This window comes from Collinsella sp. Sow4_E3 (genome assembly GCF_052116285.1).
Taxonomy (GTDB): Bacteria; Actinomycetota; Coriobacteriia; order Coriobacteriales; family Coriobacteriaceae; genus Collinsella.
This window is the reverse complement of record NZ_JBQKLJ010000012.1, coordinates 14,057-40,541: the sequence shown is the minus strand read 5'-3', so window position 1 is coordinate 40,541 and position 26,485 is coordinate 14,057. Positions and strand designations below refer to the sequence as shown.

At 61.4% G+C, this 26,485-nt stretch carries 20 protein-coding genes and 1 pseudogene; 13 read left to right on the top strand and 8 right to left on the bottom strand.

Annotated elements, in window-relative coordinates:
* Positions 1–57: 57 nt before the first annotated feature.
* A complete protein-coding gene (locus ACTQ48_RS07815; RefSeq protein ID WP_441570530.1) occupies positions 58–567 on the bottom strand; it encodes a hypothetical protein in 510 nt (169 codons plus the stop codon).
* Positions 564–860, bottom strand: a complete 297-nt coding sequence (locus ACTQ48_RS07810; RefSeq protein ID WP_154517147.1) for a hypothetical protein — start codon at positions 858–860, stop codon at positions 564–566. Before ACTQ48_RS07810 ends, ACTQ48_RS07815 begins: the two co-directional genes overlap by 4 nt.
* 344 nt (positions 861–1,204) lie before the next feature.
* On the opposite strand from ACTQ48_RS07810, the gene ACTQ48_RS07805 reads away from it, so the two are divergent.
* Genes ACTQ48_RS07805 through ACTQ48_RS07795 form a run of 3 tightly spaced genes read left to right on the top strand, consistent with a single transcriptional unit; the run spans position 1,205 to position 4,830 of the window.
* Positions 1,205–2,806 (top strand): FAD-binding oxidoreductase, encoded by a 1,602-nt coding sequence (locus ACTQ48_RS07805; protein ID WP_441570529.1) that lies wholly within the window; start codon positions 1,205–1,207, stop codon positions 2,804–2,806.
* A gap of 2 nt (positions 2,807–2,808) precedes the next feature.
* On the top strand, positions 2,809–3,624 hold the full coding sequence (locus tag ACTQ48_RS07800; RefSeq protein WP_154517150.1) for an electron transfer flavoprotein subunit beta/FixA family protein: 816 nt from the start codon (positions 2,809–2,811) through the stop codon (positions 3,622–3,624).
* Positions 3,625–4,830: an FAD-binding protein gene (locus ACTQ48_RS07795; RefSeq protein ID WP_441570528.1), complete on the top strand. Its 1,206-nt coding sequence runs from the start codon at positions 3,625–3,627 to the stop codon at positions 4,828–4,830. It abuts the gene before it with no gap.
* On the opposite strand, the gene ACTQ48_RS07790 is transcribed toward ACTQ48_RS07795, so the two are convergent.
* A complete protein-coding gene (locus ACTQ48_RS07790) occupies positions 4,827–5,639 on the bottom strand; it encodes an HD domain-containing protein (protein WP_427794189.1) in 813 nt (270 codons plus the stop codon). The genes ACTQ48_RS07795 and ACTQ48_RS07790 overlap by 4 nt on opposite strands.
* 515 nt (positions 5,640–6,154) lie before the next feature.
* Between ACTQ48_RS07790 and ACTQ48_RS07785 the strand changes: the two genes are divergently transcribed.
* On the top strand, positions 6,155–7,177 hold the full coding sequence (locus tag ACTQ48_RS07785; RefSeq protein WP_427719609.1) for a 2-keto-3-deoxygluconate permease: 1,023 nt from the start codon (positions 6,155–6,157) through the stop codon (positions 7,175–7,177).
* A 159-nt stretch (positions 7,178–7,336) separates the two neighbouring features.
* Entirely contained in the window at positions 7,337–8,479 is a 1,143-nt protein-coding gene (locus ACTQ48_RS07780; RefSeq protein WP_441570527.1) for a diguanylate cyclase domain-containing protein, read from the top strand.
* Between the two features lie 307 nt (positions 8,480–8,786).
* Here the strand turns inward: ACTQ48_RS07780 and ACTQ48_RS07775 are convergent.
* From ACTQ48_RS07775 to ACTQ48_RS07765, 3 genes and pseudogenes are all read right to left on the bottom strand, one after another.
* A pseudogene (locus ACTQ48_RS07775) lies at positions 8,787–9,302 on the bottom strand (hypothetical protein); the annotation flags it as partial.
* 153 nt (positions 9,303–9,455) lie between these two features.
* On the bottom strand, positions 9,456–10,391 hold the full coding sequence (locus tag ACTQ48_RS07770) for a DMT family transporter (protein ID WP_441570526.1): 936 nt from the start codon (positions 10,389–10,391) through the stop codon (positions 9,456–9,458).
* Between the two features lie 100 nt (positions 10,392–10,491).
* Positions 10,492–14,238, bottom strand: a complete 3,747-nt coding sequence (locus ACTQ48_RS07765; RefSeq protein WP_441570525.1) for a phosphoribosylformylglycinamidine synthase — start codon at positions 14,236–14,238, stop codon at positions 10,492–10,494.
* Positions 14,239–14,422: 184 nt separating this feature from the next.
* Here ACTQ48_RS07765 and ACTQ48_RS07760 point away from each other — a divergent pair, with 184 nt between their 5' ends.
* Complete coding sequence (locus ACTQ48_RS07760; RefSeq protein ID WP_441017326.1) at positions 14,423–15,985, top strand: cation:proton antiporter domain-containing protein; 1,563 nt, start codon at positions 14,423–14,425, stop codon at positions 15,983–15,985.
* 91 nt (positions 15,986–16,076) lie between these two features.
* Positions 16,077–17,285 (top strand): IS3 family transposase, encoded by a 1,209-nt coding sequence (locus ACTQ48_RS07755; protein WP_441570524.1) that lies wholly within the window; start codon positions 16,077–16,079, stop codon positions 17,283–17,285.
* A 272-nt stretch (positions 17,286–17,557) separates the two neighbouring features.
* Here ACTQ48_RS07755 and ACTQ48_RS07750 read toward each other — a convergent pair whose 3' ends face one another.
* Positions 17,558–18,307 (bottom strand): SDR family NAD(P)-dependent oxidoreductase, encoded by a 750-nt coding sequence (locus tag ACTQ48_RS07750; RefSeq protein WP_441570523.1) that lies wholly within the window; start codon positions 18,305–18,307, stop codon positions 17,558–17,560.
* A 213-nt stretch (positions 18,308–18,520) separates the two neighbouring features.
* Entirely contained in the window at positions 18,521–19,864 is a 1,344-nt protein-coding gene (locus ACTQ48_RS07745) for a homoserine dehydrogenase (RefSeq protein ID WP_427729157.1), read from the bottom strand.
* Positions 19,865–20,116: 252 nt separating this feature from the next.
* Between ACTQ48_RS07745 and ACTQ48_RS07740 the strand changes: the two genes are divergently transcribed.
* The 6 genes from ACTQ48_RS07740 (at position 20,117) to ACTQ48_RS07715 (ending at position 26,414) form a co-directional block, all read left to right on the top strand.
* On the top strand, positions 20,117–21,283 hold the full coding sequence (locus ACTQ48_RS07740; RefSeq protein ID WP_441570522.1) for an ABC transporter substrate-binding protein: 1,167 nt from the start codon (positions 20,117–20,119) through the stop codon (positions 21,281–21,283).
* Positions 21,284–21,552: 269 nt separating this feature from the next.
* Positions 21,553–22,740 carry an ABC transporter substrate-binding protein gene (locus ACTQ48_RS07735; protein ID WP_427719715.1) on the top strand — a complete coding sequence of 396 codons (1,188 nt, stop codon included), beginning with the start codon at positions 21,553–21,555 and terminating at the stop codon, positions 22,738–22,740.
* 139 nt (positions 22,741–22,879) lie between these two features.
* On the top strand, positions 22,880–23,761 hold the full coding sequence (locus ACTQ48_RS07730) for a branched-chain amino acid ABC transporter permease (protein WP_154517188.1): 882 nt from the start codon (positions 22,880–22,882) through the stop codon (positions 23,759–23,761).
* A gap of 9 nt (positions 23,762–23,770) precedes the next feature.
* Positions 23,771–24,850, top strand: a complete 1,080-nt coding sequence (locus ACTQ48_RS07725) for a branched-chain amino acid ABC transporter permease (RefSeq protein ID WP_441064165.1) — start codon at positions 23,771–23,773, stop codon at positions 24,848–24,850.
* Entirely contained in the window at positions 24,840–25,700 is an 861-nt protein-coding gene (locus ACTQ48_RS07720; protein ID WP_441570521.1) for an ABC transporter ATP-binding protein, read from the top strand. The genes ACTQ48_RS07725 and ACTQ48_RS07720 overlap by 11 nt, the downstream gene beginning before the upstream one ends.
* Positions 25,701–26,414, top strand: a complete 714-nt coding sequence (locus tag ACTQ48_RS07715) for an ABC transporter ATP-binding protein (RefSeq protein ID WP_229770701.1) — start codon at positions 25,701–25,703, stop codon at positions 26,412–26,414.
* The last annotated feature ends 71 nt before the right edge of the window (positions 26,415–26,485 follow it).

The following is a 26,485-nucleotide window of genomic DNA, read 5'->3' as shown; positions in this document are numbered from 1 at the left end:
TTCCGTGATGGTTGGACGAATGGGGACAGGGTGCTGCCCCTGCGAGCGCGTCGGCCACTAGCCTTCTGCCTGTGCCACCCGCACTTTGACGCGCGTCGGATTGCCGTGGGTGTCGTAGGTCTTGGCATCGAGTGCCTGAATCTCGATATATGCCTCGCCTTCTTGGATATCGCCGGCGGGGCAGGTCTCAACCGTCTTGCCGGCTTCGACCACACCGGACTCATAGATGGTCTCGTCGTTTTGAATCACGCGGAAGCGCTGGGGAAACTTGTTGTCTTGGACGTTTTGCACGTTGACGCGCAACTTGCCGCCTTCCTGCAACTGTGCGACCGGCGCGACCGAGATCGTCATCATGTTGTCGCGGACGATGGCGTCGAGCTCATCCTGGATTTCTTGGCGCGATTTACCTTCTGCCGTCGTGACTGAGGCGCCCGCTTCGGGCACGGGCTGCGACTGCCAGGCGTATAGCCCTATGGCGATGAGGGCGCAGACGACAGCCAGGCAGACAACGACGAGTTTCTTGCGACGCCCCAGTCCTGCAAGGCGGGGCGGCTTCTTCGCACTCATGCGGCGTCCTTGGTGGTGTAGACACGTGCGAACGTGGACGGGTCCGCTCCAAAGAGCATGTGAAGCATCAGGCGGCGCGAATAGATGAGCTCGTCGAAGTCGTGAGGGAGCTCGATGTTGTGGATACGCGCGATGTGGTGGGCGAGCGCCGAGAACGACTCGGGGTCGCAGATCACATCGGTAGTGACGTGGTAGACCTCCGTACCTGGAAATGCATCTTCGTCGAAAGGCAAGAGATAGGGGTCGTCATCGACTTCGATGGCGAAACCGTATTGGGGCCAGTAATATGCCATGGAAACCTCCCTGCTCTGGGGCCAAAACTCCTATTGGTTTGGCTGTCGATGCCGACCGTATCAGCCGCAACTTGCCCAATAACTAACCAATTGCTTGACGAGCCGATATCCCCGCAGGTAAAAGCATATGAAAAAAATCTCAACTATTTTTGACTGATAAATGCACATGTTGTGGCTGCGCGGCAACGTGTGGCAAAAGCGTCGCTTGTCTCGAAAATTCCACCGTTCGCCGAATTGCGCGAACGTTAAAAACGTCAATTATGGAGACGGTCTCGAACATGTCGGTGAAACGATGCGGTAACATTTCCCTGCAAACACTGTAGCTAGCTAAAGGGGGAGTTCGCGTGTCTGCAACCATCAAACCCTTCACCGACGAGTTCGAAGAGTATGGTCGCGATGAGTCTCGCACATCGGGCGAGGCCTCGAGCATCTCGTTTCCGACAACGGAGGACGAGGTCCGCGCCATTATGGAAAAGCTCCATGCCGAGCGTGTCCCGGTGACGGTTCAGGGCGCCCGGACCGGTCTTGCCGCCGGCGCCGTGCCTCATGGCGGTCACATTCTCAATACTTCCCGCATGAATCGCTACCTAGGCATTCGCCGCGATGAGCAGGGCCGCTTTCTTTTGCGCGTGGCGCCCGGCGTCGTGCTGTCTGAGCTGCGCAAGCAACTGGGCAAGAAAGTGCTGCCGACTGCCGGCTGGGACCAGGCATCGCTTGAGGCCTACGAGGAGTTCCAGGAAGCTCCCGAGCAATTCTTTCCTACCGATCCCACCGAGGCATCTGCCTGCCTGGGCGGTATGGCGGCATGCAACGCTTCCGGCGCCCGTAGCTACGCTTACGGCCCCATGCGCCCTCACATCACGGGCCTTCATGTCGTGCTGACCGATGGCGACCTGCTCGAGCTTCACCGTGGCGAGGTTTTTGCACAGGGTCGTCGCCTTTCGCTCGTCACGGTGCAGGGCCGCACGCTCGAGCTCGACCTTCCCGACTACACCATGCCCAAGACCAAAAATGCTTCGGGCTATTTCGTTGCTGACGATATGGATGCCATCGATCTGTTTATCGGTGCCTGTGGCACACTCGGCGTCATCACCGAGCTCGAGATTGCCCTGCAGGCGGCGCCTGCGGTCGTTTGGGGCGTGAGCTGCTTCTTTGACAGCGAAAACAAGGCCGTGTCCTTCACCGATTCTGTACGTCCCGTCCTGTCCCACGCGGCTGCCATCGAATATTTCGATGCAGGCGCCCTGGATATCCTGCGTCGTCAGCGTGAGCAGTCGACTGCGTTCGCCTCGCTGCCGGCGCTCGACAAAGACGCCAAGGTCTGTGTCTACGTGGAGCTCGACTGCGACGACGAAGCCCAGGCGACTGAGGAGCTGTATCACTTGGGGTGGGTACTGGAGCTTGCGGGCGGCAGCGACGATGCGACATGGGTCGCGCGCACCGAGGTCGATCGCGAGTGTCAGCGATTCTTCCGCCATGCGGTGCCCGAGAGCGTCAACATGCTCATCGACGAGCGTCGCCGCACGGACCCCACCATTACCAAGCTGGGGTCGGATATGTCGGTGCCCAACGCACACTTGGCCGATGTCATCGCCCTTTATCGCCGCACGTTGGCCGAAAGTGGGCTTGAATCTGCCGCCTGGGGGCACATCGGTAACAACCATCTGCATGTGAACATTCTGCCGCGCGATGCGCAGGATTACCGCCGCGGCGAAGAGCTCTTTGCCCAGTGGGCTTCCGAGGTCACGGCCATGGGCGGCGCCGTCTCCGCCGAACACGGCGTCGGCAAGATCAAGGCGGGCTTCTTGGAGACGATGTACGGTCACGAGGCCATGGTCGAGTCGGCGCGGCTCAAGCTCCAGCTCGATCCTGCCGGGCAGCTGGGCCGCGGTAACCTGTTTTCGGAGAAGCTCTTGGATGAGCTCGTCCAGAAAGGGGGCGCGTGAAGATGAGCGATTTCCATATGGTGGTGTGCGTCAAGGCGGTGCCGGGCAGCACCGAGGTCAAGATGGACCCCAAGACCAATACCATCGTGCGCGATGGTAAGCAGGCGGTCATTAATCCCTTTGACGCGAGCGCTTTGGAATGCGCGCTGGCGCTGAAGGACGACTTTATCGGCTTTGGCATGGACGTGCGCGTAACGGTGGTGTCGATGGGCATCCCCGCGACTGAATCGCTATTGCGCGACTGCATCGCCCGAGGCGCCGATGACGCACTGCTGCTAACCGATCGAGCCTTTGCAGGTGCCGATACCCTGGCAACCACCTATGCCCTCAAGTGCGGCATCGAGGCGCTCGACGAGGACTTCGACCTGCTCATCTGCGGCAAGATGGCGGTGGACGGCGATACGGCCCAGATTGGTCCCGAGCTTGCCGGTGCCTTCGAGATTCCCTGCGTGACCGACGTGAGCTGCGTGCAGAGTGCGGGCTTTACGACTTGTGGTTCACTGGCGCTTGTTCACGGCTGCGATGCCGGCGAGGAGACGGTCTATCTTGAGATGCCGTGCGCGATGACGACTGCCAAGGAGATTGGCCAACTGCGTATGCCGAGTATCGCCGGTATTCGTGCGGCCGAGGAGGCGGACGTGCGCGTGGTCAACGCTGCCGACGTGAACGCCGACCCCGCGCGCTGCGGTCTTGCCGGCTCGCCGACACAGGTCGTGCGATCGTTTGTGCCCGACCGCGACCAAACGTGCGAGGCCGTTGACGGAACGGCGTCCGAGCAGGCGGCGAAACTTGCCAAGATTATCGAGGGGATGGCATAGATGAGCGGATTGATTATCGATAGCGAAGCCTGTATCGGCTGTGGTCGCTGCGTTCGCGCCTGTGCCTCGGGCGGCATCGTAGTGGAAGGCGAGCGGCCCAACCGTTGCGCCCGCGTAACCGACGGCTGCATCCTATGCGGCGGGTGCGTCGACGCTTGCCCCGTCAATGCCATTTCGATCGAGCGCGACGAGGCCGCCGGCGCGGTTGACCTCGATGCATATCGAGACATTTGGGTATTCGCGCAGACCGACGAGCACGATACGGTGGCTCCCGTTGCCTTCGAGCTCATGGGCAAAGGCCGCGAGCTTGCGGATACACGCGGCTGTCGCCTGGTGGCGCTGGTCGGCATGGGCCCCGAGGGTTCTCTCGGTGACCTGGAGCATCTGGTTTGCGCCGGTGCAGACGAGGTCCTGATCTGTCGCGACGAGCGTCTGCGCCAGAACGATGTGGAGGTCTACGCTCGCCTCATCTGCGATTTGGTGGCAGAGCGCAAGCCCGAGGCCATTCTGTACGGAGCGACCGCCTTTGGCCGCGAACTGGCACCCGGCGTTGCCGTGCGTTTGCAGACGGGCCTTACGGCTGACTGTACCGTGCTTTCGATGGATACGGAGACGGGGCTGCTGCAACAGACGCGTCCGGCGTTTGGCGGCAACCTGATGGCCACCATCGTCTGCCCCAATCATCGTCCCCAGATGGCAACGGTGCGCCCCGGCATCTTTAAGGCGCCCGACTTTGACTACGGCCGCTCCGGCACGATCACCCAGATAGCACTTGCGGATGATGCTAAGGCTCGTGTCGAGATCTCGATTCCCGCCGAGGAGTGGGGACAGCAGGCTTCAATCGCCGATGCCGAGCGCCTGGTCGTGGTAGGTCGCGGCATTGGTTCCAAGAAAAACCTGCCGCTGATGCGAAGGCTCGCCGAGGCTCTGGGAGCCGAGCTTGGCTGCACGCGACCCGTCGTGGAGGCCGGCTGGTTGGAGTATCGCCATCAGATTGGCCAGACGGGCGTATCGGTTTCGCCCAAGATGCTTGTGAGTATCGGTGTTTCGGGCGCCATCCAGCATCTTGCCGGCATCGGTGGGGCGGAATGCATTATCGCCATCAACGAGGACCCGGATGCCCCCATCTTTGGTGCTGCCCAGTACAAGGTTGTCGGTGATGCCGTCGAGGTCGTCGAGGAGCTGCTAGCCCAGCTTGAGCGCTAGGCGCGCGCCAGCCAGTCGCGCATCTCTTCCCTAAGACGGCTCCAGGTTGCCTGTGTGGCGGGGTCGGTAAAGGGCTGCGTAATACCAAAGGGCGCGTCGAGCAGGCGGTAGATATCGCCCTGCTCGCGCGCCAGCGCGCGGCTCGCCGGATAGACGAGCTCAAACATAAAGCAGATGAGTCCTACCAGGTAGTCCGCGGGCTCGTCGCGTTCGTCACGTGCGACGCAGCGGTGCTCGTCAAAGGCGGCCAACGTCGGCGCCGAGAAGTGGCTGGCGAGAAATGCGTCCTCATCCACCTTGAGGATGGTGTCGACGGTGCTGTCGGCGATGGTGCGCATAATGTCGATTTTGTCGCCATCGCGCACGATATCGCAGAAGCACCGTGTACGCTCGTCGAGTTGTGCCGGCAGGCGAAAGTCACTGTGATAGGCGATGCTCGCGCGGATGAGCTCGTCTTCTGCCGGGCTGTCGATAAAGTCGCGGATACTTGTTGCCGCGGGCGCGTCTGCAGGGTTTTTGCCAAAGAGGACCTCGAGGCCCAACTTCGCATGGCTCATGCTCTCGGCATCCTTAAACGTGTCCCAGCGTCGCAGCTGCTCAAAGCGGCCCATATCGTGCAACAGCCCACAAAGCCACGCCAGGTCAATGTCCTGCGGTGCCCAGTCCTGCTTGCGTGCCACGGCATCGCATGCCTCGGCAACGTGGTACGTATGCTCGATTTTGAGCGCGATACGCGGATTGGCGGCATCGTAGGCATCGGTGTAGGTCCTGAAGGCCGCGATTGCCCCCGTTCGATCGATAGCTGTCATAACGACTTCCTAAAAAAGCTGTGTCTTTCTGTGTCTTTCGATCCGGTGGCAATTGTAGGTGAACTCGGTCGCCGCCGGGCGATGATTCTGCCATGTCGTCGTATGCGGCTCGGAAAGCTTGTCGGGACGAGGAACGCTATGGTGCTCAAAATCGTTAAAACCGTCTGGCCGGTGATGCTTACCAATGTTGCGATAGGTGCGCCGTTGTCGATGTTCCCACCGCTATTGCGGGTTTCGTCTGCACATCGCTCTTTATTTGCCTGCTCTTTTCGCAGCGGCTGTCGGCGTCGTTGCGGTGGCAATCAAGACAAAGTCGATGTTGTGGTGCTGCGTCTCGGGTATCGGGCTCTATATCGTTTTGAGCCTCGTATAGGAGTGGGGTGCGTTTACCGTCCGGGCCCCACGAATCGGATTTCTCACCGAGCCGGTCTGCTTCTTCTGGTACCATGGTCAAACTTTACTGTAGCAAAGCATGACGTGGGCTTTTGTTCTGCGTCGGCGGAAATGGGGGTTTCATGGCACAGGAAGCGATCGCCAACGAGCAAAAGAAATTCAAAGTACCGCGCATTCCGGGTGACATCATGATCTACCCGATGATCGTCGGCCTTTTGCTCAATACCTTCTGCCCGCAGGTCTTCGAGATCGGCGGCTTCTTTACCGCCGCCTGCCGCGGCGGTTCCAATACCATCGTCGCCGCGATCCTGTTGTTCGTGGGTGCCGGCATCAGCTTTAAGTCCACGCCGGGTGCCATCAAGACCGGCATCGTCGTACTGATTCCTAAGCTTGTGGTGGCAGCCGTGCTGGGCTTGAGCGTTGCGTATTTCTTTAATGACAACTTTTTGGGCCTGAGCTCGGTTTCCATCATCGGCGGCATTACGTTTTGCAACATGGCGCTCTACACGGGCATCATGGGCGAGTTTGGCGACGAGTCCGAGCAGGGCGCCGTGGGCATCCTGTTCTTCACGGCGGGCCCTGCGGTTACCATGATCATTCTTGGTGTCTCTGGTCTTGCCAACATTCCCGTTGGCACCATCATCGGTTCCATCCTGCCGCTCGTGATTGGCATGGTTTTGGGCAACCTCTTCCCGTTCATCAAGAACCTGCTGGTTCCCGGCACCAATCCTGCGATCGCCGTCATCGGATTTCAGCTCGGTGCGTCTATGAGCCTGTCGAGCTTTATCACCGGCGGCATTTCCGGCATCTTGCTGGGCCTTGTCACGTTGTTTGTCGTCGGCCCCATCACCTTTGCGTTCGAGCGCCTGTGCGGCGGTAACGGCAAAGCCGCCGTGGCTTGTTCCACCATCGCCGGCACGGCTATGACCACGCCGGTTGCTCTTGCCGAGGTCGCGCCGCGCTATGCCGAGCTTGCGCCCGCCGCATACGCTCAGATCGCCACCGCCGTCATCATCACGGCAATCATGGCTCCGATTCTGACCGGTTGGGTCGATAAGAAGTTCTACCAGGGCAAGGAAGACCTGTCGCCCGCCGGTGTCGAGGCCATCGAGGAAGCCGTCGCGGCCGACATCGATGGCGAGTAGCCATCGGCGCCCATCAATGATGCTGGCGTGCAACTCGCGCCGTGAGAGCGCCCGGGCGCTCTGGTATTATTCCCTCATTCCCCTCTGGATTGGGGGAGTTATGGTGATGCGTGCGGCTCGGAGAAGCGCTGTCGGTTTGATGATGGGGAGATGGGCCTGGTGGTCAAGGCGCTCAAGATTGAGATATTCCTGCTAAGCATGATTGTTCTTATCGGGCTTGCCGTGCGGAGTCGTCGCTCCTTGTTCTCGAGCACCCAGCAGCTATTGTTTAGCATGCTTGGCTACACCTCTGCCGCGTACATATTATTCGATATGATCTGGGTGCTATTGGATGGTGTGGACGGCACGTTGGGCATTGCTGTCAACTGGATTTCCAACGCGGTTTCGTTTTCGCTCTTTGCCATCGTGTGTCTCATTTGGTTTATCTATTCCGAGACGGTGCAGGGTTCTCGCCTTTTGGCCTCGCGCTATAGGGTGGTGCTTGTAGCGTCGCCTACGGTTCTGGTGGTCGTGCTGGCGTTTACCAGTTACTGGACGCACGCCCTGTTCTATATCGATTCGCAGGGCGTGTATAGTCGCGGCTCTGCTTATATGATCCAGCCCATTGTCAGCTACTGTTACGTTATACATACGTCCCTACATGCGTTTGTGCAATCTCGCAGGGTCGAGAGCCTGCAGACGAAGACCATCTATCGAACCTTGGCATTTTTCGCCATTCCGGCCCTGGTGGGCGGTACCTTTCAGGTTGTATACTCGTTGCCCGGCCTTTGTGTCGGCATAATGATTAGCATATTGCTGCTCTACATTGTCTTCCAGGAGCAGCTCATCTCGACCGACCCGTTGACTGGCCTCAACAATCGCAACCGTTTTGAGACCTATATACTGTCGCTCTTCTCAAATGTGGATCAGGCCAAAGACGTGTATCTGCTTGTGATGGACGCCGACGGCTTTAAGCAGATTAACGACCGCTATGGACATGTGGAGGGCGACCATGCTCTTCAGGTCATATCCGCTGCGCTCAAAGAAGTCTGCTCGGCGTCTGGTAGCTTTATCGCGCGTTATGGCGGCGATGAGTTCGTGGTGCTTCAAAAGGCGATAGCGGAGCAGGATATCTTGCATCTGTGCGCGGCAATCAACGACGAGCTCGCGCGCGCCGAGGTTCCGTATCTGTTGCGGATGTCCATCGGCTACGCACGGGTTGGTGATGGCGTCGATACCTGGCAAGACTTGCTCCGTGCTGCCGACGCGGAGCTCTACCGCGTAAAGCGCGAGAAGAAGAAAGCCGGCGTCCAGATACGCTAGAAAAAGGGGCGCACGACCGTTGCGATGGTCGTGCGCCCCTTCTGCGCTTTCGGGGACTAGTATCGGCTGTCGAAGATGCGCCTCGTCTTTTTCTCGGAGCGGGGTAGCTCACCAGGCGCGGCGTGGCATCGCCATGGTTTTCGATGGGGTTAAACGCGTCTGCAGTCTTGCCGCTGGAGTAGGCGTCTGCAATCTGCGGCAGGCGCTCGTTAACCTCGCCATGGGCGGCAAACGAACGGCGCGGGAAGATAACCCATTTGGGATCCTTCTCAAAGGTGCCAGCGGGATGTGCGACGGTATGCTCGGGTACCTCCAAATAGGTTGAGGCGTGACATACGCGGGTGGTGGGACGCACGATAACGGGCGTATGGTAGCGCTCCGAGATTTCAAATGCCTCTTGCATCATCGCGTAGCCCTGCTCCAGATTTTGCGGATCGAGCACGGGGATCTTCGCAAATGCGGCAAAGCGGCGCGTATCCTGCTCGGTTTGAGAGGAGATGGGGCCGGGATCATCGGCAACAAACAGCACCAGGCCGCCCTTGATGCCCACGTAGTTGAGGCTCATGAGCGGGTCGGAGGCAACGTTTAGTCCAACTTGTTTGCAGGTAAAAAGGCAGCGCGCTCCTGCATACGATGCACCTGCCAGCACCTCGAGCGCGGCTTTTTCGTTGGTCGACCACTCGACGTGGACACCCTCGGCACTACCTTGGGCCTTGAGTTTGGCAACTGTCTCGACAAGTTCCGTCGACGGCGTGCCCGGGTAACCGGCGACCACGCGAACGCCCGCCGCAAGCGCGGCATACGCAAAGGCCTGGTTTCCCATAACCAGTTTCTTATGCATCTGTATCCCCTCGATGTCGCCGGCGCGTTACGGCAAGACGGCGTCTGTCGCCGCGACTCGGTACGAAATCAACGAGATACAGCGTACTCCATTAAGCTAAAGCGAGAGCTGCCCTTTTCCAAACGGGGTGGTTTGTTAGGCCTTTTTAGGTTTGTTGACAATGATGATGCCACTGCAGACCAAGAGCAGGGCCACAATTACGGTAACGGGGCTCGTGCCAGCGCCCTCTCCGAGCAACAACGCGCTCAACAGCACGCCAAAGACCGGGTTCATAAAGCCAAAGACCGAAACGCGGCTAACGGGGTTGACGGCGAGTAGGCGGGACCACAGCGAGTACGCGACGGCGGAAATGAGCGCCATATAAATGATGAGCGCGATGGCGGGGGCGATTTCGGTGGGGAATAGCGCGCCGCCCATCAAAAACCCGATACCGGTAAGGACCAAACCGCCGACCAAAAACTGCCAGCCGGCGAGCAAGACGCCGTCATGCTCGCGCGAGAAGATGCCAATGAGGCAGGTCGACAGGGCGCCCGCAATAGTGGAAGCCAAGATAAATCCCTCGCCGTCGAGTGTAAAGCCAAAGGTGCCGTCCGCACCCGAAAGGTTGACGAATGCGACGCCGGCAAAGCCCAGTACGCAGCCGAGCACCTTGGTCGCATCGAGCTTTTCGGTGCGAAACGCCAGAGCGGCAAAGAGGATGGCGAGGAAGTTGGCGCTGGCCTCGATGATGGAACTCGACATGGCGCTGGCGCGCGAGAGTCCCAGGTAGAAAAAGAAGTACTGCCCGATAGTCTGGAAGAGCGACAGGATGCAGATGGGCTTAATGTCGCGAGCCTGTGGAACGAGTGGGCAGCGCTGGGCCGCGCTCATCCCAACGATAACCAGGGCGCCGGCAAGCGTGAAGCGCAAGCCCGCAAAGAGCAGCTGCGAGGCGCTATCGTGCGCGGGGATGCCAAAGAGCTCATAGCCGATCTTGATGCAGGGGAAAGCCGACCCCCAGAGTGCGCAGCAGACGAGGCAGCCCAGGATGAGTCCGGGCAGGGTGGCGAGATACGGCTTGCGGCTTTCCATGATGTCCTTCCTGTATGCGCGAAGTAAAAAAGAACCCGCCACCGGGTGTGCCGGTGGCGGGTGTTGTTACCCGAGGGGATTGTACCCGATGGGAACGTATTTAAGCGAAGTAGGCTACGCCGCTCTCAAAGATCGGCATGAACTTATCGCCGGGGACATGCTCGGGCACGTTGCGGTACAGGTTGTCGCCGCGACGCTCGGCATGGCCCATCTTGCCCAGGACGCGGCCGTCGGGGCTCGTGATGCCCTCGATGGCGAGCGCGGAGCCGTTGGGGTTGACGGTGAGATCCATGCTGGGCTTGCCATCCTCGCCCACGTACTGCGTGGCGACCTGGCCGTTGGCGATCAGCTGGGCGAGCACTTCATCGTTGGCGACAAAGCGGCCCTCGCCGTGGCTGATGGCGACGGTGTAGGGGTCGTCCAGACTGCACTGCGACAGCCACGGGGACAGGTTGGACGAGATGCGGGTGCGCACCAGACGGCTCTGATGGCGACCGATGGTGTTGAACGTCAGCGTGGGCGCATCGGGCGTGGCGTCGACGATGTCGCCGTAGGGCACCAGGCCAAGCTTGATCAGGGCCTGGAAGCCGTTGCAGATGCCCAGCATCAGGCCGTCGCGGGCCTTGAGCAGGTCGCGGACTGCCTCGGTGACCTCGGGAGCGCGGAAGAACGCCGTGATGAACTTGGCGGAGCCGTCGGGCTCGTCGCCGCCCGAGAAGCCGCCGGGAATCATGACGATCTGGCTTGCACGGATGCGGCGGGCGAGCTCGTGGGTGCTCTCGGCGACGGCCTCGGGCGTGAGGTTGTTGATCACGAAGGTGTCGGCCTCGGCGCCGGCGGCGCGGAAGGCGCGGGCGCTATCGTACTCGCAGTTGTTGCCGGGGAACACAGGGATGATCACGCGCGGGCGGGCGATCTTGGAGCCGCCGTACACGTGGATATCCTTGGCGCGGAAGTCGATGGCCTCGACCTCGGGGGTCTCGCCGGCGCTGCGGTAGGCGAAGACGCCTTCGATACCGCTCTCCCAGGCCTCCTGGAGCTCGGCGAGCTCGATGACTTCGGAGCCGGTGTCGATGACATAGCCCTCGACGGTGGTACCCAGGGGCTCGACGACAACGCCGTCGGCGACCTCGGGCAGCTCGGCGTCCTCGGCGAGCTCGACGATAAAGCTGCCGTAGAGCGGGGTGAAGAGGCTCTCCACGTCCACATCTTCGGCAAGCTCGATACCGATCTGGTTGCCGACGCACATCTTAAAGAGGCTCTCGGCGCCGCAGCCGTAGCCGGGCGTGGAGACGGCCAGGGCGTCGCCGGTAGCGGTGAGCGCCTCGACGGCGTCAAACGCGGCGAGCAGCTGCTGGGCATCGGGGCGGTAGTCCTCGCCATAGGTGGCGGGGGCGATGCGAACGACGCGGTGCGTGAGGCCCTTAAACTCGGGGGAGACGGCGCGGGCGGCACGGCCCACGGCGACAGCGAAGCTGATCAGGGTCGGCGGAACGTTGAGCTCGCCGGCCTCGTCCTCAAACGAGCCGCTCATGGAATCCTTGCCGCCGATGGCGCCGGCACCCAGGTCGACCTGGGCCATAAGGGCGCCCAGGACGGCTGCCATGGGCTTGCCCCAACGTTCGGGCTCGGTGCGCAGGCGCTCAAAGTACTCCTGGAAGGAGAGGTAGGCGCGCTTGTGCTCAAAGCCGGCGGCAACGAGCTTGGCGATGGACTCGACCACGGACAGGTAGGCGCCTGCAAACTGGTCGGCCTCCATCAGGTAGGGGTTGAAGCCCCATGCCATAGCGCTCGCCGTGGTGGTCTCGCCGTCCACGGGGAACTTGGCGACCATGGCAGAGCTCGGGGTGAGCTGCGTCTTGCCGCCAAAGGGCATGAGCACGGTAGCGGCACCGATGGTGGAGTCGAAGCGCTCGGAAAGGCCCTTGTTGGAGGCGACGTTGAGATCGGTGACAAGCGAGGTCATGCGCTCGGCAAGCGTGGTGCCGGCCCAGCTGGGTTGCCACACGCTGCGGGCACACACGTGGGCGACCTGGTGCTTGGGTGCACCGTTGGAGTTGAGGAACTCGCGGGACAGATCGACGATGGCGACGCCGTTCCAGGCCATACGCATGCGCGGCTCGGCGGTAACCTCGGCGATGACGGTCGCCTCCAGGTTCTCCTCGGCGGCATAACCCATGAACTCCTCGACGTCAGCGTCGGCGACGGCGCAGGCCATGCGCTCCTGGGACTCGGAGATAGCGAGCTCGGTTCCGTCCAGGCCGTCGTACTTCTTGGTCACGGTGTCCAGGTCGACATACAGGCCGTCGGCAAGCTCGCCCACGGCGACCGAGACGCCGCCGGCGCCAAAGTCGTTGCAGCGCTTGATCAGGCGGCAGGCGTCGCCGCGGCGGAACAGACGCTGCAGCTTGCGCTCGACCGGGGCGTTGCCCTTCTGGACCTCGGCACCCGAGGTTTCGATGGAATCGGTATTCTGAGTCTTGGAGGAGCCGGTGGCACCGCCGATGCCGTCACGGCCGGTGCGGCCGCCCAGCAGGATGATCTTGTCGGTGGGGGCGGGGCACTCGCGACGCACGTGGTTTGCCGGGGTGGCGCCCACGACGGCGCCGACCTCCATGCGCTTGGCCACGTAGCCGGGGTGATAGAGTTCGTTGACCTGACCGGTGGCAAGGCCGATCTGGTTGCCGTAGCTGGAGTAGCCGGCGGCAGCGGTGGTCACGAGCTTGCGCTGCGGCAGCTTGCCCTCGAGCGTCTCGGAGACCGGGACGGTGGGGTCGCCGGCGCCGGTGACGCGCATGGCCTGGTACACATAGCTGCGGCCAGAGAGCGGGTCGCGGATGGCGCCGCCCACGCAGGTGGCGGCACCGCCGAAGGGCTCGATCTCGGTCGGGTGGTTGTGGGTCTCGTTCTTAAACAGGAACAGCCAGTCCTGGTCCTCGCCGTCGACATCGACCTTCACCTTGACGGTGCAGGCGTTGATCTCCTCGGACTCGTCGACATCGGTCATGACGCCGGTCTTCTTAAGGTACTTGGCACCGATGGTGCCCATGTCCATGAGGCAGACGGGCTTGGCGTCGCGACCGAGCTCGTGGCGCATCTCCATATAGCGGTCGAAGGCCTGCTGTACCACGGCGTCATCGATTGTCACGTCGTCCAGGACGGTACCGAAGGTGGTGTGGCGGCAGTGGTCGGACCAATAGGTGTCGATCACGCGGATCTCGGTGATGGTGGGGTCGCGGTCCTCATCGCGGAAGTACTGCTGGCAGAAGGCGATGTCCGCCTCGTCCATGGCAAGGCCGCGCTCGGAGATAAAGGCGGCAAGGCCGGCCTCGTCGAGCTCGCGGAAGCCGTCGAGCACCTCGACGGGCTGGGGCTCGGGGGTCTCCATGTACAGCGTCTCGGGTAGGTCGAGCGAGGCGATGCGGGCCTCGACGGGATTCACCACGTAGTGCTTGATGGCCTCGATGGCGGCTTCGTCCAGAGCGCCCGAGATCATATAGACCTTGGCGGAGCGCACGGCGGGGCGCTCGCCCTGGCTGATGAGCTGCACGCACTCGCTGGCGGAGTCGGCGCGCTGGTCAAACTGGCCAGGCAGGAATTCGACGGCAAAGACGGCGCCATCGCTTGCGGGGAGTTCGTCGTAGGTCACATCGACCTGGGGCTCGCTAAAGACGGTCGGAACGCAGGAGCGGAAAAGCTCCTCGTCGATGCCCTCGACGTCGTAGCGGTTGATGATCCTCAGGGCCTCGATGCCCTTGATGCCGAGAATTTCGGTCAGCTCGCCCTTGAGCTGCTGAGCCTCGACGTCGAACCCGGGTTTCTTCTCCACGTAAATACGAGAGACCATTGGTTCCTGCCTTCCTGATCGGTTGGGCGTACGGTGCGGTATGCGGCAGCGGTCGGTTTGCGGGACAAGCCTCGCGGTCGCCTTGAGCCACATGTTTGTAAACGTCACTATGATACGACAGCTCATGGCGTATTGAGGACGGCGAGGGTGCTACAGTGAAGCGCAAACAAGAGAAAGGCATCACATGGCATTCGTTTCGCTCGCCATCATCGCGCTTGTGGCCTTCGCAAGCCCCTTTATCGCATCGGCGATTCCCGGAAAGCCCGTTCCCGAGACGGTCTTTTTGCTCGTGTTCGGCGCGGTGCTGGGACCTCACATGCTCGGCGTCATCCATGTAGATGCCGAGGTATCGCTTGTGTCCGAGCTCGGTCTGGCCTTTTTGTTCCTGCTTGCCGGCTTTGAGATCGACCCCAAGAACATCACGGGCGTCGAGGGACGCTACGGTATGGCGACGTGGGTCGTCACGTTTGGCATCGCCTGGCTTGCCGTGCGCTTTACCCCGTGGTTCTCGGTCAGCCATTTCGACGGTATCGCCGTGACGCTGGCGCTCACTTCGACGGCGCTCGGCACGCTCGTGCCCATCATGCGTGAGCGTTCGCTGACCGGCACGCGTGTGGGTGACTCCATCCTTGCCTATGGCACGTGGGGAGAGCTCGGTCCCGTGCTCGCCATGTCGGTGCTGCTCTCCGCTCGTACTGGTATCCAGACGCTCGTGATCCTTGGCTTGTTTGCACTGGTCTGTGTGCTGTTGGCCGTGGTTCCGAGCCGCTCCAAGCGCGTCGGCAGCCGCTTCTTTGCGTTTGTCGAGGAACGGGCCGACACGACGTCGCAGACGTTCGTGCGCCTGACGGTGCTCATCCTGGTCACACTCGTGGCATTTTCCGCCATCTTTGACCTCGACATCGTGTTGGGCTCTTTTGCCGCTGGCTTTGTCCTGCGCTATATCATCCCCGAGGGCAACCATACGCTCGAGACCAAGCTCGATGGCCTGGCCTATGGTTTTTTGATTCCGGTGTTCTTTACCGTGTCAGGCGCAAAGATTGACCTGACGGCCGTGGCGTCGCGCCCGGGTCTGCTCGTGGGCTTTATCGCGGCGTTGCTGATCATTCGCGCCGTGCCGATCCTTGTCTCTATGAGTATTTGTCCCGCGACACGTGACGTTTCGGCGTATGGCCGCATTACCGTGGCCCTGTACTGCACCACGGCCCTGCCGATCATCGTTGCCGTGACGAGTGTGGCCGTCAACGCAGGCGCTCTGTCGCAAGACGTCGCCTCGGTTATGGTAGCCGCCGGTGCCATCACGGTGTTCTTGATGCCGCTGCTCGCGCAGCTCTTCTATCGCGTGGTCGATGCCGCGCCGGCCACTGCCGTGGCAGAGGTCGCCGAGCACCCTGCCGACGCACTCGATATCCTGCGCGCTCACCACGACCTAGCGAGCCTGCTCGCGCGCGAACACGAATTGCTGACCTCGCATGGTCACGGTCGTTCGCTCGACGGCATACCTACCCTTGATTCCATTGCTGAACGCCTCTCGATCGAGGCGGCAAGCGGCCACATCGATGCCCGTATCGTGGACGCCGCTCATTTGCTGGCTGAGAAGACCTATGGCGACGAGATCGACCCGTCCAAGCTGACTCCACGCGAGCGCCGCCGCCTGGAGCGCGCCAAGCTCGCCGTGCGCGAATACCGCCGCCGCATGCTGGAGCTCTACGCGCGCGATGAAGCCCAGGACGACGACGGCAAATAACGAGATGCTTCCCTAGGGGAAGCCGCGTCCCGCTTTAAAGACGGGACTGCGGACAAAAAGTTGGACCGTTGAGGTCCGGAACGGAGTCCGCATGGCATACAGTAGGAGAATGGTGGAGAGGGCCAGGGCGCTTCGCGGCGCCGGGCTCACCGTCATGGAGATAACCGAGATACTCGGCGGGCCCGGCAAGACGTCCGTCTGGCGCTGGATCAGGGACGTGCGCAAGCCCGCGGGAAGGGCCGGTGGAGGAATGGACCTGCCGCGACTCGTCGGGGACGGCCCCGACTACCCCGACATCGACCCGGAGGACAAGGACGCCCTGATCGAGCGGCTCAGGCTCGAGAACGCGGTGCTGAGGGCGGTGCAGGACGTTTTAAAAGCCGAGAGCCTCGACGGGATGTCGAACAGGGAGAAGACCCTGGTGATAGACCGCCTGAGGCCGTGCGGGAAGTGGTCCTTGAGAGAACTCACGAGTTCCTTGGGGATATCAAAGAGCTCCTATGAGTACCAGCGCCGCGCGATCGCGAGGCCTGACCGGCGCGCGCCCCTGCGCGCGCTCGTGCGCAGGATCTTCACCGAGGACGGCGAGGGGGCGCGGGGGTACCGCTTCGTGACGGCGCGCCTGCGCGAGCTCGACGAGCCCGTGCGCGCCTCGGAGAAGGTCGTCCTCCGCATCATGCGCGAGGAGGGCCTGGTCCCCAGGTGGATGAGGAGGAAGAGGAGGCCCTACAGCTCCTATGCGGGCGAGCCGACGCCGGCCCCGCCGAACCTCGTGCGCCGCGACTTCCGCTCGGCCCTGCCGAACTTCCTGTGGCTCACCGACATCACCGAGTTCAGGCTGCCCTCCGGCAGGAAGGTCTACCTGTCGGCCATCAGGGACTGCTTCGACTCCTCGGTCGTGGCGTGGAGGGCCGGCGAGAGACCGGACGCCGACCTCGCGAACTCGACGCTGTCGGACGCGTGCTCCCGGCTGGCGCCCGGCGAGCGCCCCGTGATCCACTCCGACCGCGGCGGCCACTACCGCTGGCCCGGCTGGATCTCGATCTGCGAGGGGCACGGCCTCGCCAGGAGCATGTCCGCCAAGGGCTGCAGCCCGGACAACGCGGCGATGGAGGGCTTCTTCGGCCTGCTCAAGAGGGAGTTCTGGCACGGCAGGGACTGGTCGGGCTGGTCGCCCGGGGAGTTCATCGAGGCCCTCGGCGCGTGGATAGGGCGCTTCAACTCCGAGCGGGCAAGCGACGCGCTCGGTGGCGCGACACCGGACGACTACCGGTCGTCGCTGGGGATGGCCGCGATTTAGCGGTCCAGGAAATCGTCCGCAGTCCCAGGTTCAAAATGGGATGCGCTTTCCGAATCAAAGGCCTTGCGGAAAGCGCGTCCCAGAATCCGCGCCCAGAATGGGACATAGTTTCCGAAAGAAGGTCCTGAGGGAAGCTGTGTCCCGTTCGGAGCTGAAATACCGGGACGCAGTTTCCCTTACAAACAGAAGAAGGCGCGCTGCCTGCGGTTGATGCAGGCAGCGCGCCTTTTGCGTTGGGCCTCGTTGAGGTTCGAAGTCGTGGCTTGCGACCTTTAGGAGCGGGCGGCTCCGTCGACGGGGAGCACGGCGCCCGTGACGTAGGAGGACATGTCGCTCGCCAGGAAAACAAAGGCGTTGGCGACATCCTCGGGCTCGCCCATGCGACCCAGCGGAATGGTGGCGATGATGGGCTTGATGACCTCTTCGGGCAGGTTGGCGACCATATCGGTCTTGGTTACGCCGGGTGCGACGGCATTGACGCGAATGCCCATGGGGGCGAGCTCGCGCGAGAGCGACTGGACCATGCCGTTGACGGCAAACTTGGACGTGGGGTAACCGACACCGGAGGGCTGACCGTACTTGGCGACCATCGAGCTCGTGGTGGTGATGGTGCCGCCGTGGCCGGCCTCGGTCATAATCTTGGCGGCCGCCTGGTGACCGTTAAAGACGGCGACGACGTTGAGGTCCATGACTTTGGCGAACTCCTCGGCCGTGTAGTCCAAAAGCGGCGAGCGCTGGGAGATGCCGGCGTTGTTGACGACCGTGTCCAAGCCGCCCATGTCGGTTGCAGCCTGGGTAAAAGCCTCGGTCACGGCCTCGAGTGAGGCGAGGTCGCAGGAGCGGCCCCAGACCTTGGCGTCGGGATAGGCGGCCGCCAGCTTCTCAACGGCCGCGTCGGCAGTCTCCTGGCGCGAGCCAAAGACGGTGACGGCGGCGCCCTCTTCGATAAAACGGCAGGCGATGGCATAGCCGATACCGCGCGTGCCTCCGGTGACGATTGCTTTCTTGCCCTCGAGCAACATAGTGCTTCCTCTCATCGCGGGCGGACATTCTCAGCCAGCGTAGCGGTAGCCGGAATCGACCGCGTTTGCATATCGGTGAACGGTAGCGCGCGTTACCGATGAGCGGCTCGCGCAAATGTGCTCTGCCGTTGTGCTTAGGGCAGGAGGCAAAAGGGCTCCCGTCCCACATCGGACGGGAGCCCTCAAAGCTCGTATTGCTAGGCGAGCGTTGGGTTAGTTGGCCATGACGCCTTCGGTCCAGGCCTCGACGTTCTCGATGCGCAGGACGTTGGCGACCTCGGCCACGCAGTCGACGCTGGCAAGCTCGGCGGCGGCAGCCTGGACGTCCTTCTCGAGCGCGCGGTGCGTCAGGAAGATGACCGAGCAGGCATCGCTGACGCCCGACTTGCCGTCCTCGACCTGGTTGATGAGCGAGATCGAGATGTTGTGCTTGGCAAAGATATCGACCGTCTCGGACAGGGCGCCCACGCGGTCGGCGACCTTCAGGCGCACATAATACTTGGTCTGGAGTTCGTCCATGGGCTTAAAGGCGAGGTTGTGGCCATAGGGCTCAATCTCGGGCAGCGGAGCCACGCCGCGGCTGATCTGCTCGGAGAGCGACAGGATATCGCCCACGACGGCGCTCGCGGTGGGGAAGGAGCCTGCGCCTGCGCCGTAGAACATGGTCTCGCCCACGGCGTCACCCACCACGTAGACGGCGTTCATGGCGCCGTTGACCTTGGCAAGCATGTGGTCGGCGGGGATCAGCGTGGGATGCACGCGGACGTCGACGCCGGCGTCGGTGTTGCGGGCGATGCCGAGCAGCTTAATGGTGTAGCCGAGCTCGCGGGCCTGGGCGATGTCCTCGGCGCCGATGGTGCGGATACCCTGCTGGTACACATCATCGGTGGTCACGCGGGTGCCAAAGCCGATGGAGGCGAGGATCGCCGTCTTGCTGGCGGCGTCGAAGCCGTCGACGTCGGCGGACGGGTCGGCCTCGGCGTAGCCCTTGGCCTGCGCGTCGGCAAGCACGTCGGCGTAATCGGCGCCCTCGGCGTCCATGCGCGACAGGATATAGTTGGTGGTACCGTTGAGAATGCCGGCGATGGTCAGGATCTTGTTGCCCACCAGGTCGTGCTCGAGCGTGCTCACGATGGGGATGCCGCCGCCGCAGCTGGCCTCGCACTTAATCTGCACGCCGCACGCGCGCGCCTTCTCGGCAAGCGTCTCGACGTGGCGGCCCAACAGGGCCTTGTTGGCAGAGACGACGTGCTTGCCGTGCTCAAAGGCGGTGGTGAAGATCTCGGTCGCGGGATGCTCGCCGCCGATCAGCTCGACGACGATATCGACGGCGGGGTCGGTAACGACGTCATGCCAGTCACTCGTAAAGGCCTCGCGCTCAATACCGGCTGCCTCGGCCTGCTCCCAGGCAAGCGCGCAGGCGCGGGTCAGCTTAAGGTCGATGCCGTAGGCGGCCAGGTACTCATCGTGGTGGCTCTTGATCAGACGGGCCACGCCGCCGCCGACGGTTCCCAGACCGATCAGACCGACGTTCACGGTGCGCAGGGGTTCGCTCATAGATAGCTCCTTCGTGCATCTTATAGATTGATTGATCAAGTAATGTTGAGTGCATTCTAGCGTGAACCGAGAGCGCGTGCTCGCCAGGCAACAGGAGTCGCACAAAACGGCACCCTCGAAACGCTGCGGAAACATTGGAAACATGCTCGCTACAAACGAACTTCCGTAACAAACTGTCAACGTTTGCGCCATAAGGTTTGCCCCGTACCGCAAGACGGCCGCACCGCGGCCAGCGAAAAAAAGGGGGACACCATGTTCAACATCAACAGCATGCTCAGCCGTAGGAACTTTCTCGCCGGCGCCGCGGCGCTCGGCAGCGCTGCCGCACTCGCTGGTTGCTCGTCGGGTGGCTCGGACGGCGGCTCCGCCGATGACGGTAAGACCTTCAAGATCGGTGTCATCGGCCCTCTGACCGGCGCCGCGGCAACCTATGGCGTTTCGGCCGAGAAAGGTGCCAAGCTCGCCGCCAAGGATTTCTCGACCAAGGATCTCAAACTCTCGCTTAAGTCCGAGGATGACGTCGCCGACGGCGAGAAGGCCATCAACGCCTTCAATACCTTGTGCGACTGGGGCATGCAGGCGCTCGTCGGCCCCGTCACGACTGGTGCCGCCGTCGCCGTCTCGGGCGAGATCGCCGACGATATGCTCATGGTCACGCCTTCGGCCTCGTCGCTCGACGTCACCAAGGATAAGACCACGGTCTTTCAGGTTTGCTTCACCGATCCCACCATGGGCGCCAGCGCCGCGAAGTTCCTGGCCGAGAAGTATGCAGACGCCAAGATCGCCCTGTTCTACAACTCCGGCGATACGTATAGCTCGGGCGTTGCCGACGCTTTTGCCGAGCAGGCCAAGGCGTCCAAGCTCGATATCGTCGATACCGAGACCTTTAAGGACGACTCTTCCACGAGCTTTACCAACCAGCTCACCAAGGCCAAGGAGGCCGGCGCCACGCTTATCTTTGCCCCGATCTATTACACGCCGGCGTCCGTCCTGCTCAAGAACGCCAAGGACATGGGCTACGAAATGACCCTCATGGGCACCGACGGCATGGACGGCCTGCTCTCCGTTGAGGGCTTCGACACCTCTCTTGCCGAGGGCGTGCTGCTCATGACCCCGTTCTCTGCCGACGATGAGAAGAACGCCGACTTCGTCAAGGCATATAAGGACGCCTACAACGAGACGCCCAACCAGTTTGCCGCCGATGCTTATGACTGCATCCACGCGATTGTCGAGGCGATCGATGAGGCGGACATCGACATTACGGTCGACGGCGCCGACATTGCCGGCGACCTTGCCAAGGCTATGCGCAAGATCAAGATTGAGGGCCTGACAGGCGAGCTCACGTGGAACGACGAGGGCCAAGTCGAGAAGCCCGCTACGGCCTATGTGATTCAGGACGGCAAGTACATCGCCGCCTAAGTGCATATAACGAGACCGGTGGGGCCATGTTATTCAGGGCAGGAAAGCTTGTAACAGAACGGAAACATTACTTTCACACAATAAAGTCGCTAAACTGTATAAACCGACAGAAATACGCATAATTATGGATAAATGGACAAGGCAAAAGAAAAGTTGAAATAATCGCCACTTTTCTCAACTAAAGCGTCTACTATTTTGCGAACGCCGAAGACGGCGGAGGATGGCCTGTCGGGTAACCGAAACCCGACGAGATTTGAGAGGAGAGCCGCATGTCGAGCCTCACCGGTAAGTCATTGAACCCTGTTATGAATCGCAGGAGCGTTATCGCGAGCGCAGCAGGTCTGGGGGCGATGTCCATTCTAGCTGGCTGCTCCTCCAACGGCGGCGACAGCGGTTCCGCTTCGAGCGACGCTTCGTTTAAGATCGGCACCATTGGCCCGCTGACCGGTGCCGCCGCGTCTTACGGCAAGTCCGTTACCCAGGGCGTCGAGCTTGGCTGCAAGGACTTCTCCACCAAGGAGCTGCCGCTTGCCAGCAAGGCCGAGGACGACCAGGCCGACGGCGAGAAGGCCGTCAACGCCTTTAATAACCTGCTCGACTGGGGCATGCAGGCCCTCGTCGGCCCGACCACCACGGGTGCGTCGGTTGCCGTTGCCGCAGAGTGCAGCAACGACCCCAAGACATTCATGATCACCCCGTCCGCGTCCTCCGAGGACGTCACCGACGGAAAGGATTGCGTCTTCCAGGTTTGCTTTACCGACCCCAACCAGGGCGTCAACGCTGCCAAGTTCCTGGCAGAGAAGTATGCGGACGAGAAGTTCGTGCTGTTCTATAACTCCGGCGACGCTTATTCTTCGGGCATTGCAGATTCCTTTAAGGCTCAGGCCGCTGAGTCCAAGCTCGAGATTGTTGACGAGGAGACCTTTAAGGACGACTCCGCTACGAGCTTTACCAACCAGCTGACCAAGGCCAAGCAGGCCGGCGCCACCATGATCTTTGCGCCGATCTACTACACGCCGGCGTCCGTCCTGCTCAAGAACGCCAAGGACATGGGCTACGACGTCAAGATGATGGGCTGCGACGGCATGGACGGTATCCTGGGCGTCGAGGGCTTCGACACCTCTCTTGCCGAGGGTCTGCTGCTCATGACCCCGTTCTCCGCCGACGACGAGAAGAACGCCGACTTCGTCAACGCCTACAAGGATAAGTACGGCGATACCCCCGACCAGTTTGCCGCCGATGCCTACGACGGCGTGCACGCGGTGGCCGAGGCCCTCAAGGAGGCCGGTCTTGGTGTCGACGCCGACCCGACCGAGGTTGCCGAGAAGCTGCCCAAGGCTATGCTCAAGATTACCGTTGACGGTCTGACCGGCAAGCTCTCCTGGAACGACAAGGGCCAGGTCCAGAAGGATCCTACGGCGTATGTCATCACCGACGGCAAGTACGTACTGGCCTAATAGGCCGCCTTACATAGAGCGGTTTTGATCCCAAGCAGGGGAGGTTTTCGCCTTCCCTGCTTGCTTGGTATCTGGGGACAACGTAACGTCCCTGTTTCATACATCAACTGGAAACCTATTCGAAAGGGGGATGTGGAACATGACGGTCTTTATCCAATACCTGGTCAACGGCCTGTCCATGGGCAGCGTCTACGCCATCATCGCGTTGGGCTACACCATGGTCTACGGTATCGCCAAGATGCTCAACTTCGCTCACGGCGATGTCATCATGGTCGGTGCCTATGTCTCGTTCTGCGCCACGTCGTATCTCGGCCTCCCGGGCTGGGCATCTGTAGTTCTCTCTTGTGTGGTCTGCACGGTTCTCGGTGTTCTCATTGAGGGTCTGGCCTATAGGCCGCTGCGCCAAGCAGGCCCGCTGGCCGTTCTGATCACGGCCATCGGTGTGTCCTACTTCCTGCAGAATGCCGCGCAGCTTCTGTGGGGCGCCACGCCCAAGAACTTCACTTCGCTCGTCACCTTCCCGGTGCCGGAGTTCTTGGCCAAGTTCAACGTAAGTGCCGTCTCGCTCGTCACCATCGTCGCCTGCCTGGTTATCATGGCCGGTCTGATGATCTTTACAGGTAAGACCAAGATGGGCAAGGCCATGCGCGCCGTGTCCGAGGACAAGGCCGCCGCTCAGCTCATGGGCATCAACGTCAACCGCACCATCTCGATGACGTTCGCCATCGGCTCCGCCCTTGCCGCCATCGCCGGTGTGCTCCTGTGCTCCTACTCGCCGGTTCTGCAGCCCACCACGGGCGCCATGCCTGGCATCAAGGCCTTCGACGCTGCCGTTTTCGGCGGCATCGGCTCCATCCCCGGTGCCTTTGTCGGCGGCATTCTCATCGGCATCATCGAGGCGATGGCGCAGGCTTACATTTCCACGAGCCTTGCCAACTCCATCGTCTTTGGCGTTTTGATCATCGTCCTGCTCGTCAAGCCTGCCGGCCTCTTGGGCAAGTACGTACCCGAGAAGGTGTAGGTGAGCGTTATGAAGTTTCTTACAGACAAGCAGACGCGTCACGACTTTGTCACGTACGCCATGTGCGTTGTGGCGTTCGCCATCGTGTTCTTTATGCAGTCTAACCACATGATTCCGCGCATGATTGTCGGTCAGCTGGTTCCCATCACGGCCTATATCGTCATGGCCATCTCGCTCAACCTCGTCGTCGGCATCGCGGGCGACTTGTCGCTAGGCCACGCGGGTTTTATGAGCGTCGGCGCCTATACGGGAATCGTCACCGCCGTCGCGCTGGAGAGCGCCATTCCGTCCGACCCGGTGCGTCTGATCATCAGCATTGTGGTCGGCGCTATCGCCGCTGCCATTCTGGGCTTCCTGATCGGTATTCCGGTCCTTCGCCTGAGCGGTGACTACCTGGCCATCGTAACGTTGGCCTTTGGCGAGATCATCAAAGAGATCGTTACCTGCCTCATTGTGGGCGTCGATTCCCGCGGCCTGCACGTGATCTTTAACATCACGGGCAATTCCACGATCGACGACCTTCACCTGCTCGAAGACGGCACCGCTATCATCAAGGGTGCCCAGGGCGCATCTGGTGTTTCGACCTACTCGACGTTCCTTGCTGGCGCCATCCTGGTTATGGTTGCGCTCGTGATTGTGCTCAACTTGGTCCGCAGCCGCACCGGTCGTGCCATCATGGCCGTGCGCGATAACAAGATCGCTGCCGAGTCCGTGGGTATCTCCGTCACCCAGTACCGCATGATCGCCTTCGTGGTCTCCGCCGCTCTCGCCGGTGCTGCCGGAGCCCTCTTCGGCGGTAACTTCTCGCAGCTCTCCGCCACTAAGTTCGACTTCAACACGTCGATTCTCATTCTGGTGTTCGTGGTCCTGGGCGGTCTGGGCAACATGCGCGGTTCCGTCATCGCGGCGGCGCTGCTCACGGTGCTCCCCGAGCTGCTCCGTCAGTTCTCGGACTACCGCATGCTCATCTACGCCATCGTGTTGATTCTGGTCATGGTCTTTACTAACAACCCGCAGCTCAAGGCGTTCTTCGCGCGCATTAAGGACCGCTTTGCTTCCAAGAAGGAGGTGGCAACCGATGCCCAGTAAGTTTGAGTTCAACAAGGGCAAGATGGTCCCGTATCCTTCTGGCGCCATCGTTCCCGACCGCGACCTGGGCGAGCGCCCGGCGCTCGAGTGCATCCACCTGGGCATTGAGTTCGGCGGCCTTAAGGCGGTCGACGACTTTAGCCTGACCATCGGAAAGACCGAGATCGCCGGTCTCATCGGCCCCAACGGCGCCGGCAAGACCACGGTCTTCAACCTGCTCACCAAGGTGTACCAGCCCACGCACGGCACCATCCTGCTCGACGGTGAGGACACCTCGGGCAAGTCCGTCTACCAGGTCAACCGCATGGGTATCGCTCGTACCTTCCAAAACATCCGCCTGTTCAACACCATGACGGTGGAGGACAACGTAAAGGTCGGCCTGCACAACCAGGAGTGCTACTCCGGCTTTGAGGGCGTGCTGCGCCTGCCGACGTATTGGAAGCACGAGAAGGCCGCCCATGAGCGCGCCATGGAGCTTCTGTCTATCTTTGATATGGAACATCTGGCAAACGAGCAGGCCGGCTCGCTACCTTACGGCGCTCAGCGTCGTTTGGAGATCGTCCGCGCGCTTGCCACCAATCCCAAGCTACTACTGCTCGACGAGCCTGCCGCCGGCATGAACCCGTCCGAGACTGCGGAGCTCATGGCGAACATCGTCAAGATTCGCGACACCTTTGGCATTGCCATCATGCTCATCGAGCACGACATGTCGCTCGTCATGAATATTTGCGAGGGTATCTGCGTGCTTAACTTTGGCAAGGTCATCGCCAAGGGCACGGCCGAGGAAATCCAGAACAACGAAGCCGTTATTGAGGCTTATCTGGGCAAGCAGGATAAGGGGGAGAACTAAATGGCAGAGCCGATGCTTTCCGTCTACAACATCAACGTCTGGTACGGCGCCATCCACGCCATTAAGGACATCTCCTTTAACGTTAACGAGGGCGAGATCGTGGCCCTGATTGGCGCGAACGGCGCCGGCAAGTCCACGACGCTCAAGACTGTCTCGGGCCTGCTGCGCTCCAAGACCGGCTCCATCAAGTTTATGGGCGAGGACATTATCCATACGCCCGCCGACAAGCTGGTTGGTAAGGGCCTGTCTCAGGTACCCGAGGGGCGTCGTGCCTTTTTGCAGATGACGGTCGAGGAGAACCTGGAGATGGGTGCCTATACACAGCCCAAGTCCACGGTTGCCCCGGGCCTCGAACGTGTTTACGAGCAGTTCCCGCGCCTGAAGGAACGCCGTCGCCAGGTGGCCGGCACCCTTTCGGGCGGCGAGCAGCAGATGCTCGTTATGGGTCGTGCCCTTATGAGTAACCCCAAGCTGCTCATGCTCGACGAACCCTCCATGGGTCTGGCGCCGATCCTGATCGAGCAGATCTTCCAGATTGTCGAGGATTTGCACAAGGCCGGCACCACGGTGCTCCTGGTCGAGCAGAACGCGCAGATGGCGCTTTCCATCGCCACACGCGGCTACGTGCTCGAGACCGGCAAGATCACCATGACCGGCACCGGCCAAGAGCTGCTGCACGACGACAACGTCCGCAAAGCTTATCTTGGTGGTTAATCCATCCAGTAATAGGGGCGCTGACCAACTCGGTCAGCGCCCCTTTTGAAATGATCCGTTGGCTTGGTATT